Origin of the sequence: Aurantimonas sp. C2-5-R2, assembly GCF_036549495.1 — a bacterium.
GTDB lineage: Bacteria > Pseudomonadota > Alphaproteobacteria > Rhizobiales > Rhizobiaceae > Aurantimonas > Aurantimonas coralicida_A.
The window spans coordinates 1-12,099 of record NZ_JAZHLJ010000091.1 but is presented as its reverse complement, the minus strand read 5'-3'; the positions used below and the strand labels follow the sequence as shown (position 1 = coordinate 12,099).

General features: G+C 61.1%; 14 protein-coding genes and 2 pseudogenes. 5 read left to right on the top strand and 11 right to left on the bottom strand.

What is annotated here, in order from left to right:
• Nucleotides 1-311 precede the first annotated feature (311 nt).
• From VQ044_RS21570 to rnk, 3 genes are all read right to left on the bottom strand, one after another.
• A complete protein-coding gene (locus VQ044_RS21570) occupies nt 312-551 on the bottom strand; it encodes a DUF1127 domain-containing protein (RefSeq protein WP_327649536.1) in 240 nt (79 codons plus the stop codon).
• An 840-nt stretch (nt 552-1,391) separates the two neighbouring features.
• Nucleotides 1,392-1,940, bottom strand: a complete 549-nt coding sequence (locus tag VQ044_RS21565) for a GreA/GreB family elongation factor (RefSeq protein ID WP_327649535.1) — start codon at nt 1,938-1,940, stop codon at nt 1,392-1,394.
• Nucleotides 1,941-2,083: 143 nt separating this feature from the next.
• The gene (gene rnk / locus VQ044_RS21560; protein ID WP_327649534.1) at nt 2,084-2,575 is read right to left on the bottom strand and encodes a nucleoside diphosphate kinase regulator; all 492 of its coding nucleotides are present in this window, start codon (nt 2,573-2,575) and stop codon (nt 2,084-2,086) included.
• An 805-nt stretch (nt 2,576-3,380) separates the two neighbouring features.
• Between rnk and VQ044_RS21555 the strand changes: the two genes are divergently transcribed.
• The gene (locus tag VQ044_RS21555; protein WP_327649533.1) at nt 3,381-3,896 is read left to right on the top strand and encodes an NUDIX hydrolase; all 516 of its coding nucleotides are present in this window, start codon (nt 3,381-3,383) and stop codon (nt 3,894-3,896) included.
• Between the two features lie 82 nt (nt 3,897-3,978).
• The gene (locus VQ044_RS21550) at nt 3,979-4,188 is read left to right on the top strand and encodes a hypothetical protein (protein ID WP_327649532.1); all 210 of its coding nucleotides are present in this window, start codon (nt 3,979-3,981) and stop codon (nt 4,186-4,188) included.
• Nucleotides 4,189-4,246: 58 nt separating this feature from the next.
• Here the strand turns inward: VQ044_RS21550 and fdxA are convergent, their stop codons facing one another.
• From fdxA to VQ044_RS21520, 6 genes are all read right to left on the bottom strand, one after another.
• On the bottom strand, nt 4,247-4,594 hold the full coding sequence (gene fdxA, locus VQ044_RS21545; RefSeq protein WP_327649531.1) for a ferredoxin FdxA: 348 nt from the start codon (nt 4,592-4,594) through the stop codon (nt 4,247-4,249).
• Nucleotides 4,594-5,040, bottom strand: coding sequence for a group III truncated hemoglobin (locus tag VQ044_RS21540; protein ID WP_327649530.1), 447 nt, complete (start codon nt 5,038-5,040; stop codon nt 4,594-4,596). Before VQ044_RS21540 ends, fdxA begins: the two co-directional genes overlap by 1 nt.
• Before the next feature lie 104 nt (nt 5,041-5,144).
• Entirely contained in the window at nt 5,145-5,864 is a 720-nt protein-coding gene (locus tag VQ044_RS21535; RefSeq protein ID WP_327649529.1) for an MOSC domain-containing protein, read from the bottom strand.
• Nucleotides 5,861-6,604, bottom strand: coding sequence for an RNA polymerase sigma factor (locus VQ044_RS21530; protein ID WP_327649528.1), 744 nt, complete (start codon nt 6,602-6,604; stop codon nt 5,861-5,863). Before VQ044_RS21530 ends, VQ044_RS21535 begins: the two co-directional genes overlap by 4 nt.
• A gap of 130 nt (nt 6,605-6,734) precedes the next feature.
• Nucleotides 6,735-7,166 (bottom strand): plastocyanin/azurin family copper-binding protein, encoded by a 432-nt coding sequence (locus VQ044_RS21525; protein ID WP_327649527.1) that lies wholly within the window; start codon nt 7,164-7,166, stop codon nt 6,735-6,737.
• Nucleotides 7,163-7,585: a DUF5602 domain-containing protein gene (locus VQ044_RS21520; protein ID WP_327649526.1), complete on the bottom strand. Its 423-nt coding sequence runs from the start codon at nt 7,583-7,585 to the stop codon at nt 7,163-7,165. Before VQ044_RS21520 ends, VQ044_RS21525 begins: the two co-directional genes overlap by 4 nt.
• 364 nt (nt 7,586-7,949) lie before the next feature.
• Between VQ044_RS21520 and VQ044_RS21515 the strand changes: the two genes are divergently transcribed.
• Nucleotides 7,950-8,672 carry an arginase family protein gene (locus VQ044_RS21515; RefSeq protein ID WP_327649525.1) on the top strand — a complete coding sequence of 241 codons (723 nt, stop codon included), beginning with the start codon at nt 7,950-7,952 and terminating at the stop codon, nt 8,670-8,672.
• A 56-nt stretch (nt 8,673-8,728) separates the two neighbouring features.
• Here the strand turns inward: VQ044_RS21515 and VQ044_RS21510 are convergent, their stop codons facing one another.
• A complete protein-coding gene (locus VQ044_RS21510) occupies nt 8,729-10,150 on the bottom strand; it encodes an FAD-binding oxidoreductase (protein WP_327649524.1) in 1,422 nt (473 codons plus the stop codon).
• Complete coding sequence (locus VQ044_RS21505; protein ID WP_442872986.1) at nt 10,150-10,593, bottom strand: aminotransferase class I/II-fold pyridoxal phosphate-dependent enzyme; 444 nt, start codon at nt 10,591-10,593, stop codon at nt 10,150-10,152. Before VQ044_RS21505 ends, VQ044_RS21510 begins: the two co-directional genes overlap by 1 nt.
• Before the next feature lie 45 nt (nt 10,594-10,638).
• Between VQ044_RS21505 and VQ044_RS21500 the strand changes: the two are divergent.
• Both VQ044_RS21500 and VQ044_RS25880 read left to right on the top strand, forming a co-directional pair.
• Nucleotides 10,639-10,783: pseudogene (locus VQ044_RS21500) on the top strand (IS701 family transposase); the annotation flags it as partial.
• Between the two features lie 312 nt (nt 10,784-11,095).
• Nucleotides 11,096-11,245 (top strand): annotated as a pseudogene (locus VQ044_RS25880) (IS701 family transposase); the annotation flags it as partial.
• Nucleotides 11,246-12,099 lie beyond the last annotated feature (854 nt).

Sequence of the window (12,099 nt, the reverse complement as noted above, 5' to 3'; positions counted from 1 at the left end):
GCTGTCCCCGCATGCCATCCTCCCGATCTCGGTCAGGTCAATGGAATCATAAAACGGGCCGAATGGGGAGGTTTTTCGAGATCTCCAGTTGCCAACAATGAAAGCGCCGCCTCCACCCAACAAACCCTTGACCGAGGCAAGCACCTCACGCACGTCGTGCGCCATCGTCATTACCCCGTATACGCGGATTTGCTGATTGCGGAAGCGGCGTGGTTTCGCACCCGCTTCTGCCGAAGCTGGTTATGTAATTGTTCCAAGTCCGTTTCGATGACAAGGGACGATGGCTGAAATCCCTGTCATCGTCCTTCGCGTCAGGCTGCCCGCCGCAGTTCTTGGGCCGGCTTTACTGATGCCGGCTTGAAATCGGCGACCTGACGAGCGTCGGAATTGCCGCCCCGATGCACCAGACCATCGACCGCCCGCGCGATCTCGTTTCGCGTCAGGCCGATGTCGGCGAGTAGTGCGTCGTCGAGCGAAGAAAGGTCCGCTATCGCCTTTCGCCGCATAATCGGATTGAGTATCACCCGATCGAACCAGTTTACCGCTCTCACCACGGTTCGCCTCAAAAGATTGGGCGTTCGAAGATTGAGTTGTCTCGACATCACATCACCACTGCAATAATAAGATCATTGATCTCGTTGTTTCGAAGAATTTACGTCACCCGAGGGTCCAGCTCGGCGGATCGCTTGCTGGGAACGAAGCTTCCAGTGTTTCGTCCACGAGATCATCGGAACGAACACGAAGCCTCTTCCGCGCGATGCCTGCGGGTGCTTCAATCCGTTCGACGTAAGTTGTACCGAGAGCCGCGGATTGTTGTTGAGAGGTATCTAACTTGATTTTGGTGGGAGCCATTTCCACAAATCCTTGACAGGTGACCTGGCTTGCCGCCGCCCAAAGAGAAGCAACGGCGTTGCACTGGAGGCTCGATGCAGAACGCGACAAGTGCGACTTGTCGCACTCACGCTTGCCTCCGGTCAGTTGAACAGACGACGCCTGTGTCGGCGGACGCTAAATTTTTAGCGCCCGCGAAGAAAACGTGCGGGAGTCACCATGGAATGCAGATAGAATATTAACGCAAGGGAGTTTTTATCATCGATACGTGAATGCATAGCTGATCTTCCTCTCCCTACGTTATAATAAATATATTCTACTATAACATAATTTATAGAATTGCATATTTCAATAAACCCACCAATACCAAAGAATACAATCCGATAGCGAATTGCTATCTCTGGGATGCGTCCGCTATTGCTACCCGGTGTCGTTCTTCAGATTGCTTCAGCCGAAGGCTGCCGCCGTTCCTGTTAGGAACAGCGGCGGCCTTCATCATCGTAGGTTTCGGGACTTCGGCCCGGCGTAACCGTCCTCGACGACAAGACGCGAGGCAGCCGTCAGGCGGCGGACGGACCCGGGTCGTCAATGCCCGTCCGCGACGGCTCAGGCCTGCCTTGCGGCCGGCCGAAGGGAATGATCGTACCGCGATCACGGCGAAGATCGGGCTGATCATCCGGCGTCGTGGGCCGACTGACCCTTAAGCCCGTGTAGCGTGCCGCCTCCGGCTGGTAGGCGACCCTCTCGACCGACACGCTCACCTCAAAGCCATTGGAGCCGATGTAGACGTACCTGTCTCCGACGGACATTCCCAAAAGCACCAAGCCCAATGGCGTGGTGATCGGGAGTGTCATGCCGACGACTTCCCGTTCCCCTTCGTCGACAACAACCCGGGTCTCCATCGTTCCCGTTCCCAGGCGATACACGACCCGGCTGTTGAGCGTCACGACATCCGGAGGAATGTCCTGACCAAAGACCACGACGGAATTCCGCAACTTGTGCCGCAGCGCGGGCACCATGCTATCTCCGTCCGCCAGCGCACGTGATAATTTCGCTTGAAGAATGGTGTAGTCGCGACCCGTCATCAGACATGCGTGATTGATGGACATGAATTGCTCCAGTGAAGCGGAGTGCCGCTCCGATCGAAACGCCAAAGGATTCAAAACCCGCTCGGCTTGGCGTGTGACCGCGTCCAGCCGAACTCAGGACCCAGCGAGCAGGAGACCTGCCCGGTGAATCACGAGGTGTCGAATCATCCGACCTCGTCGCCTTCTGTTGCCAATTCGCGATCACGTGAGAACCAGCGCGGGGTGGTCGGCCTCGCGATTGGGTCGGCAGTCCTGTCGGGCTGCTTGACCGACAGGACCGTCAGCTGATGACGACGGCCATCGCGAGCCGACCACGTGATGGACTGACCTTCGGTCAACCCGATCAAGGCGGCGCCGATCGGGGTCAAGATCGAAACCTTGCCCTGGGCAATATCTGCCTCGACCGGAAAGACGAGCGTCACCTGCCGCTGCTGGCCGTCGTCGGACCGATATTCAAGTGTCGAGCCCATCCGCGCGGTGTTGGGGCGCATAGATCGATCGGAGACGACCCTGGCCCGGTCGAGCTCCGACAGCAGTTCCTCGGCCACATCCGGGATGCGCTCCAGCATCGCAGACGCAAGCTTGCTCAGACGCTCATGGTCACTCTGGCTGACCGTTATCTTCGGTAAACGTTGATTCTTGAAGGTATGACGCATGACGATGCTCTCGCTAAACCCACGGATCACGAACGACGCAGTCTTGCGCCGACGCAACCAATCCGGAAATATCGGAAAGTAAATCCATCCTGCACGTCTGCCGACCTATGTCCGACAGCGTCTGAAGCTTGTGATGGATTTAGTATGACCGTCTCAACCCAGTCTCTGATCGATAAACGACAGAGCTGGGCCTAGGATCCTGCGACCAGGAAATCCCAGTCCTTGATCAGTTCGCGATGGTCGGTCAGATTCGTCATGCAACATATCTGGGTCTTTTGATCGAAGCTGTCAAGGTCGCTCCCGGTCGGCCTGGTTCTCCTACTTGACTTCCGGAAATATTTGGCCAATCTCTTGATGCATGATTACTTATTTGCCTTGCACTCCGCGAGAGCCAAAGCGCCTCAAAGCGGGATCGTAACCCGGACGCGCCCGAAGCCCTAGCTTCGCGTCCGGGTGAGCTAGGCATTTTCCCTCATCCCACTCGTCCGTGTCTGTCGCGTTACGGACGCCGTGCGTTTTCCGCCGGCGCCCCCGACGGCGGGAGTCAGTAATGCTGCAGTTCAATTGTTTATCGGCGGACGTCATCCGCCGGGGTGGCATCGCATTTTGTTTGCGGGCGGCCGGGATGGCTCGTCCCGTCGTTCGACGCGAAAGTCACGGCTTGGTCCCCGTCGTTCCCTCGGCGTTTGACCACATCGACCAGCTTCGCGCTGGCAACGCCCCAAACCTTATAGGCGGCTGGAAGCCAACATTATGGGGGGATCGACGCGTCCTGTACGCGCAGTAACAGTGGGAGCATCAACAGATGAACCAACACGTCCGCAGTCCCGCGGTTGGTCCCCGCAGTCTGGATCAGACACCTCAGAAACAATACGGAGCGATCCCGTACCGCTTTACGCCGGATGGGGACCTTCAGGTGCTTTTGATAACCTCCCGGGACACTGGACGATGGGTCATCCCCAAAGGCTGGCCCATGCAGTGGTTTTCGCCGGCCGAGGCTGCGGCACAGGAAGCCTTCGAGGAGGCGGGCGTCGAGGGCGACATCGAACCCAAGGCGATCGGATCCTTCGAATATCTGAAGCGGCTGAAGTGCGGACGATGCGTGGTCTGCCAGGTCACGGTCTACCCCTTGCATGTCAGGGATGAGCTGGCGGATTGGCCGGAGCGACAGCAGCGATTGCGATCCTGGGTGGCGCCGCAAGTTGCCGCCGACTGTGTCGAGGAAGTGGGTCTGGCCGCTCTTATCCGGGCCATGGGTGAGTGGCTGGCCGGCGCGGACAACGATGAGACATTGCTACGACCATTATGGCTGTCGTCATGAGTGTCGGGATGGCCTTATGGTCATCCGATAACAGGAGCTACGGGACGAGTGCACGGCCGCCTCGAACCCGGACGGCCCCGGCGTGAACCTTTGCGCCGACATCACACCAGGCAACACCGGTCCCGGCTGCGAAAAGGACCGGCTCGGAGCCTTGGTTCGCGCCGATTATGAAAAATACCATCCGGACGACAGCTTTGACGACCTGAAGCGCCGGGCGCGTTTTTCCAAGGAGGACAAGGGACTGCTGCGGGACTGGGTCGCCGTTGCCGAACAGCGCGCTCGTACGGGTTGACGCCCCTGCAGCACACCAGGTGCGGCTCTGCATCGTCCGGACGATGCCCTGGCCCTCTTCACGCCTCGGTCGGTTCCTTGTGCGGTTCGGGGCTGAAGTAATCTTCGAATTTGTTCGGCACGTCCTTCCAGGTATCGGCATCGGCGGGCGTATCGCCCATCATCGCCATGTTCGGCCAGACCGAGGCATATTGCTTGTTCAGCCCGAGCCAGGCATCGGCTCCCGGATCGCTGTCCGGCAGAATGGCCTCGGCCGGGCATTCGGGTTCGCAGACCCCGCAATCGATGCATTCGTCGGGATGAATGACCAGCATGTTGTCGCCGGCATAGAAGCAGTCGACCGGACAGACTTCGACGCAGTCCATGTATTTGCACTTGATGCAGGCTTCGGTGACGACAAAGGTCATCACACCGCCCGCGGCCGATCGAACTCGGGCCTGTAGAACAGGCCGATCCGGATGCTCTGTGCGATGCGCCCGGCCTTCTCGCGGAAAATCGCCGCGAACTCCTCCTCGAACAGCTCGTCGGCGGTCTGAGCAAACAGCACCAGCCATGGCTCGAAGAGCTCGGGCCCGAGACCCTCGACCCGGCTATGAACGGCCAGCGGATTGCCCTTGTAACGGCCGGACGTCAGCATCACCGACGACCAGAAGTCTCGCATCGTCGCAAGGTGCTTGGGCCACGCTTCCGGCGCGATCACGGCCTCGAAGACCGGGCCGAGCACGGGATCGTGGCGAATCCGGACGTAGAATTCATCGACGAGGCGCCCAATGGTCTCGTCATCTACGCGCGCGAAGCGCGTGGTTGGCGAAGAGACGTTGCCCGGAGAAGAGCCTTGCGAAACGGCGGGCATACGCGCCTCCACATTATAAGATGCATTAAAAATGCATCTTATATGCCGCCATTCGGAAAACAAGATGCGAGTGCATGTTTTTGTGAGGACGGCCTCGGCGCCGCTCACTCACGGTTCAGAGACGTTTCAGCCGGCGTTCGCAGGCGGGCAGACCAATCCTCCACGGTCCGCCGCTCAAGCCGTCGCCGAGCCAACGCGCGCCAGCCTTCCGCCAGATGCGGCAAAGCGGCAAGTTGCCCGAGATCGGCGGCGTTCAGCGTGTCGCGGTAGAGAACATGAATGACCCGTTCGAGCGTCCAGCTTTCGATGGGACGATCCACGAGGCTGATGGTATCGCCGACGATGACCCTGCCCTCCTCGAGAACGCGGTAATACCACCCTGTTCGACCGCTCTCCTGAACCCTCCGGGCCATTTCAGGATCGCCGAAACGCTCGTTGAGCCGCCAGCAGGGCTGTCGGCCCTGCGACACCTGGACGAGCGCCGTGCCAAGCCGGTAGACATCGCCAATGCAGACATTGGTTTCGCTCATCCCGGTCGTGGAGATATTCTCGCCGAAAGCACCGACGGCGGTGAGACGCCAAGCCAGGGCGGGAGCATCCACCCGCCACGCGGCATAGTGATCAAACGGATAGTGATGGATGGCTTTCTCCGGGCCGCCATGATTTTTCTTGTTACCCTGTTCGTCGCCGACAAGCCCGGCACGCAAGATGTCGACCGCGCTGTCGGTCCTCTGCTTGTCAATGCCGCTCGGAACCTGACGTCGACCGAGCGGCGCGAGCGTGCCGACGAGCACCCCGCTCACGACAAGACCGTCCGGCGTCACGACGTCGTCCGTGGGAATGTCGGCTCGGCTCCCGCGGGCGTTCGCAGACGGTCCACCACGCGGTCGGCCATCCGCTCGCAGCGCGCACCATCGAAGGGGAACAGCTCGGCGAATGTCGGCGACAGCCGCGCCTGGATCGCCGCCCGCAACAGCCGGCGCGCCCGATGCAGCCGGGTCTTGACCGTTTCCGGCTTGACCGAGAGATGCTCCGCCGTCTCCTCCGTGGTCATGTCCTCGATATCGCGAAGAATGAACACGATGCGGAATGACTCCGGAAGGTCGTCGACCGCCTGTTCCAGAAATGCACGGACCTGACTTCGCGCCACTTCGGCATCCGCAGCAGGCGGTATCAGTGAGGTGGGAAACATGATGACACCCCCTCCTTCACCACTGGCCGCCGCAGAGTCCAGATCGTCCATCGTCGCGAGTGGCCGACGTCGGCGCACACGTCCCATCGCATCGTTGAGCGCGATCCGAGTGAGCCAGGTCGAAAACGACGAGTCATGGCGAAACGTGTGGAGTTTCGTGAAGGCGCGGACATAGGTTTCCTGCACGACGTCTTCGGCCTCGCCGTCGCTATGGAGGACCGCCCGCGCCACGCGAAACAGCCGCTGGTTGTTGCGTTTGATCAGCAGGCGAACGGCGTTCTCGCAGCCTTCAAGAGCAACTTCGACGAGCCTTGCATCGCTCGATCCGTCGAGTTCCGTATGCCGTTCCACGACTGCCGATAGAATGCTCATATCCGCTCCCTTCTTGATTCGGCCGGCAATCATTCGCGCCGGACAAGGCCCTTCGCGAGGATGTCTTCCACCGCCGGAAATCCGGCGAGCGCTGCCTCGGGCAAGGGCATCGGATCGGGATCGGTCGGCGCTATGTCCGATTCGAGCTTTGCCTGGGTTCCCACCTGCGTCCGACCATTCCAGCCTGCTCGTGCGGCACGCAGTAATAGTCGTAGACGCCCGGCTCCGCGAACACAGCGGCAAACGACTCCTCCGGCAGAAGATAACCCGAATCCCAGGGTTTTGCGGGGACCGGAATTCGGCGCGGACGCTGGAACATCGCCGGATGGTAGGCGGTGGCCGTATGCGAATTGCCGGCGTCGCGGTTTGTCCAACGGATGGTCTGGCCAGGCCGGATCAGGACGCCAACCGGATCGAACCAGACATACGAGCCGTCCGCCTTGCCACGCATGGCAATCTCGACGACATCGCCTGCGGCAGCGGCGGCCTCCGCCAACCCCATGACGAGGCCGGCGAGGAATCCCCCGCCGGCCTCCAATACGCTCCGCCTGGTGACGGTCACTGCGCGACCCTCGCCTCATCGGCCGTCGGTACATGCCACAGAACGACATGGGCATGCGGCTCCTCGACGCCGGGATGGCCGGCATTGAAGTAGACATCGACATGGTCGACCGCGCCGCCGGGGGCGGCAAGATCCTCGAAGCGCTTGTCCGGATTGAGGTCCTTGATCGGCAGCATATAGATCGTGCTGACCAGGGCGCCATCGTGGTCATAGGCGAGGAACGGTCCCGCCGGGAGTGTTGCCGGATCAACGAAGAGCTGTCCCATCCCCGGAAGGAAGTCCGGCAGTTTTACCAGCGTGCTCACCTGCTTGTATTCGCCGCCCGGCGGGGACTGCTTAACGTCCGCGGACGCATCCTGTGCCAGGGCCGGCAGCGAGGCGGCGACCAGTATCGCCAGCGTGGCGGAAAGGATTCTCATCGGGGCATCTCCTTGCTTCGAGCGTTCCGCCTGATGCGGTCACGTCGACGCATTGGATGCGGCCTCTGCCGAAAGGTTCCCCAAAGCATCTCAATCCGGCGCATCCGGATCGCGGCTTCGCCCTGATTGGGGCGCCGTTCCTCACGGAACCACCGTCAGCTTCAGCCCGATTTCTCCACCCCGCCCACACACTTTGACCGCGAACCTGTTAGAGGGCAGCATCGTTCAAAACGGCATACACCGCTCGCATGAGGTTCACCTGTGACCAACCGGCCTGTTTCAGCCTATCAGCCTCTTGATTCTGGCGCAGTCCCGCGCTTTGCCGGGCCCTCGACATTCATGCGGCTGCCAATGGCCCGTCCGGGTGGGCGATTGCGGCGACGCGCCGGTCAACCCGGTCGACGCCAGCGAAAGCCTCAAGTCCATCGCTGCTTTCTACCAAAGCCTCCGCGACGCAAAGGCCGTGCCGCTGACCGCCGGCGGCGATCATCTCGTGACGCTGCCAATTCTTCGCGGCATCACCGGCGGCTCGCCGCTGGGTCTCATCCATTTCGACGCCCATTCCGATACCTATGATGCGTTTTTCGGCAACCGCTACAATCATGGCACGCCTTTTCGGCGCGCCATCGAGGAAGGGCTTCTCGATCCGCAGCGCATGGTGCAGATCGGCCTTCGCGGCTCAATCTCGGATGCGACGAACTATGATTTCGCGCGGCAGGCCGGAGTACGGCTGATCTTCATCGAGGAATTGCGGGCACGCGGCGTCGAAAGCGTGATGGAGGAAGCACGAGCTCTCGCCGGGTCCGGCCAGACCTATGTTTCCTTCAACATCGACGTGATCGATCCCGCCTTCGCGCCTGGGACCGGTACGCCGGAGATCGGCGGGATATCGACATTCGAGGCGCAGGCGCTGGTGCGCCTGCTGGCGGGGGTCGATATCGTCGGCGCCGACGTCGTCGAGGTCTCGCCGCCTCTCGACCCAACCGGCCTCACCGCCCTGACCGGGGCGACGATGATGTTTGAGCTCCTTTGCGTGATGGCGGAAGCGGCGGCACGACGCGCGCGTCGGGAAAAGCACCCGCGCTGACAGTCCGGCCTCGACGGCCGTGGTCCCGCCCCGCAACGAATCCAGGCGATAGGACGTCAGCCCGTCGCCGGCACCACCTTGCCCGGGTTGAGAATGCCGTTCGGATCGAGAAACCGCTTCATGGCCACCATCAATCGCAGCTTGCCGCCGCCGCCGAGGGCCGCCATCGGCCCCAGTCGTTTGCTTCCGATCCCGTGTTCCGCCGAAAACGACCCGCCGGCACCGACGATATCGCGGTAGAGAATTGCCTCGACACGCGCATTCGTTTCGGCATTTAGCGGTCCGGCGCGGTCGAGGACAATGTGCAGATTGCCGTCCGCGAGATGGCCGAACACATAAGGCTCGAAGGCCGGATCGAGGGTTGCCAGCCGGGCGACGACGCTCTCCACATACCGCGCGATCTCGGACTGCGGAAGCGACACGTCGAAGGACGGAGCGCCCGGATAGCGACGATAGATGGCGTCGGTGTCTTCGCGAAGCCGCCACAGCTCTGTTTCCTGTCGGCCCGACATAGCGATCACGCCGGTCATGTCCGGATAGCGGTCGAACGCGGTTTCGAAAATTGCTTCGAAGGACGCGCGCAACTCCGATTCGCGACGACCGCCCAGAGACAGCAGGAGAAAAACTGGCGCGGTACGCTTGAGACTCTGATCGGACCAGTTCCACGCGGCGGCGGTCAAATCGAGGAACGATCGCCACAGCGCCTCGGCGGCCCGCAGCTCCCCCACCGGAGCGTCCATGGCCAACCGGATCACGTCGAGAACCGCGGCAACCGAGGGCAGACCGAACAGCGCGGTCGCCGTCGCCAGCGGCACGGGTTCCAGTTTCAGCACGACACGGGTGACAACGCCGAGAGTTCCCTCGCTGCCGACAAACAGATGCTTGAGGTCGTATCCGGCGGCGTTTTTCACCACGCGCGTCATGTCGGAATAGACCGTTCCGTCGACCAGCACCGCCTCGATGCCAAACACCCGGTGCCGCATGACGCCGTTGCGAAAGGCCATGATGCCGCCGGCGTTGGTCGAGATCATCCCGCCGATCGTGGCGGTTCCGCGCGAGGGAATGTCGATACCGGGCTCCAGCCGATGCCGGATCGCGTCTTGTTGCAGGGCTTCCAACGTCACGCCAGCTTCGACCACAGCCACGCGTTCGATTGGATCAAGCCGTTCGATACGGGTCATGCGGCGAAGCGACAGCACGATCTCGCCGGGCCGGGACACGCTTCCGCCGACCAGCCCGGTGCGGCCGCCCTGCGGCACGACCGGCACGCGGTTCTGGTTGCAAAGGGCGAGAACGGCGGCCACCTCATTGGTCGTGGCCGGAGCGACCACGATACCGGCCTTGAGATTGGCACCGTCCTCTCCCGGGTCGAGCGCCTTAACCGCCTCGCCTTCCCGGAGATGGGCGCGCCCGACGATGGAACGCAGCTCGGCGACAAGCTCGGTTGGCACACGCGATAGTTGGTTAGCGGTATCCATCAGGCGCGGCTTTGGCGCGTCAGGCTGGCGACCAGCCGGTCGTTGTCTTCCGCCGTACCGACGGTGACGCGAACATATCGCTCGTAGCCCGGCTCCCGCCAGGCCTTGACGATGATGCCGTCGGCAAGGAGCGCATTTGCCAGTTCGGCGCTGTCCCCGCCGCAATCGAGAAACAGGAAGTTCGTTTGCGACGGCGCGATCCGATATCCGAGCTCGGCGAGGCGCGAGCGAAGCCGCTCCCGCTCGCCCCGGAGCCGGGCGACCGAGGCCTCCATCCAGGCGCGATCGGCAAGGGCGGCGATCGCCGCGACCTGAGCGGCGCCATTGACATTGAACGGCGTTTTCGCGGCGGCGAGTACGCGGGCGATTTCGCCATCCGAGCAGACGGCGTAACCCACGCGCAGCCCCGCCAGCCCGTAGGCTTTCGAGAACGTCCGCAGCACCACATGGGGAACGCTCGCCTCCCCCAGAACCGCGACACCGTAACCGGAGAGCAGAAATACTATGTGTCGAACCTGCCAGGCGATGCCACCATCAGGATGCGCCGCTGCCATCAAGGCCAGATGGATCTGTGAACAGGCGCACCAGCAACTCAAGGAAGAGCTTGGACTCGACCACTTCGAAGGCCGATCCTAGACGGGATTACACCGACATGCCCTGATGACNCGCCGCTGCCATCAAGGCCAGATGGATCTGTGAACAGGCGCACCAGCAACTCAAGGAAGAGCTTGGACTCGACCACTTCGAAGGCCGATCCTAGACGGGATTACACCGACATGCCCTGATGACGATCATCGCCTACGAGGCCGTTTCGAAACCCTGCCAAGACCAGCCTCCATGGTTCACCCGGGACGCCCAAACCCGCGGAAATCGGGTATCATGTCATTGCGGAGCGACCATCCGAGGGGCCTTTGAACCCGCCGCAGTGAGTTTCGAAACGGACACTACGCCTTCCTCCAATCCCGCCGCCTCAAAGCAGCGGGACGGAAAAAAAAGAGTCACAGGTCCGCCGCCACAACCCAGCATGCCGGCGATCAGGCAAGCCATCCTCGATCTCTTCGCACGGCCTCCGCCCCTGCGATGTCCTCATTGTGAAATGCTCATCGCGGAAACCGATAAACCAAGAGTGCCAAAGTAGTGCTAGTTGATCCGACCCGATCTGAAAAATCGTCGTGATTTGACGGGGCCACCCAGGTGGTCCAAAATCGCATTGATCGACCTTTTCAACGCATCAACGGTCGCGAGTAGCGGGCGGCATCGAAAGTGTGCTGGGAATCCAGGTTCCCCTGCTCTTATTGCGCCTCTACGCTCCGCCACGCAGCTTTCGGAAGAGTTTCGATTCCGGGCGGTTCATATCGCGGTATTTTTTCAAGCTCATCCAACATTGTCTCAACTGGAAACGATCCATAGCGCTGGCCTTCAGTGCCGGATGAGTGCCCTTGGATTGCATCAAGCACACTCTCCTGCATACCTGAGCGGCGGCCAACGGTCTTGAAGCGATGTCGCCATCCGTGGTTTGGACTGACATTCGAATCGGTTATTCCGAGGCCTCGCACCCATTCTGCCAGTTTCTCGCCCATCTTCTTGTAGATCGGGTTGGCCGCTGCCCCCCCCTCTGCGTCGTTTAAGATCATAGAACATCGGCCCAGTCGCGTTCGCCTTCGCAAATATCAGAAATCCCTGCTCGATCAGATGAGGATGTACTGGTACGTCACGAAACTGGTTAGTCTTCACGCTTCCCGCTTCGGGCGTAATATGAAACACTCATATGCCATCGATCTGTTTGATATCCTGTCGTCGAAGCTGCGTGATCTCATTTACGCGGGCTCCCGTGTATGCGCAGATCCACGGCACCCATCGCCTAGAGCATCCGGCGAATAATTTGAATCGACGGGTTCCCATTTGATGTTCGGTTTGATTCTCTGTGAGCAGGAGGTGCTTCATGGGAA

Excerpts from the sequence above, each read along its gene's own strand:
- VQ044_RS21565 (WP_327649535.1), bottom strand. The coding sequence starts at position 1,940 with ATGTCCATCAATCACGCATGTCTGATGACGGGTCGCGACTACACCATT.
- rnk (WP_327649534.1), bottom strand. The coding sequence starts at position 2,575 with ATGCGTCATACCTTCAAGAATCAACGTTTACCGAAGATAACGGTCAGC.
- VQ044_RS21555 (WP_327649533.1), top strand. The coding sequence starts at position 3,381 with ATGAACCAACACGTCCGCAGTCCCGCGGTTGGTCCCCGCAGTCTGGAT.
- fdxA (WP_327649531.1), bottom strand. The coding sequence starts at position 4,594 with ATGACCTTTGTCGTCACCGAAGCCTGCATCAAGTGCAAATACATGGAC.
- VQ044_RS21540 (WP_327649530.1), bottom strand. The coding sequence starts at position 5,040 with ATGCCCGCCGTTTCGCAAGGCTCTTCTCCGGGCAACGTCTCTTCGCCA.
- VQ044_RS21530 (WP_327649528.1), bottom strand. The coding sequence starts at position 6,604 with ATGAGCATTCTATCGGCAGTCGTGGAACGGCATACGGAACTCGACGGA.
- VQ044_RS21520 (WP_327649526.1), bottom strand. The coding sequence starts at position 7,585 with ATGAGAATCCTTTCCGCCACGCTGGCGATACTGGTCGCCGCCTCGCTG.
- VQ044_RS21510 (WP_327649524.1), bottom strand. The coding sequence starts at position 10,150 with ATGGATACCGCTAACCAACTATCGCGTGTGCCAACCGAGCTTGTCGCC.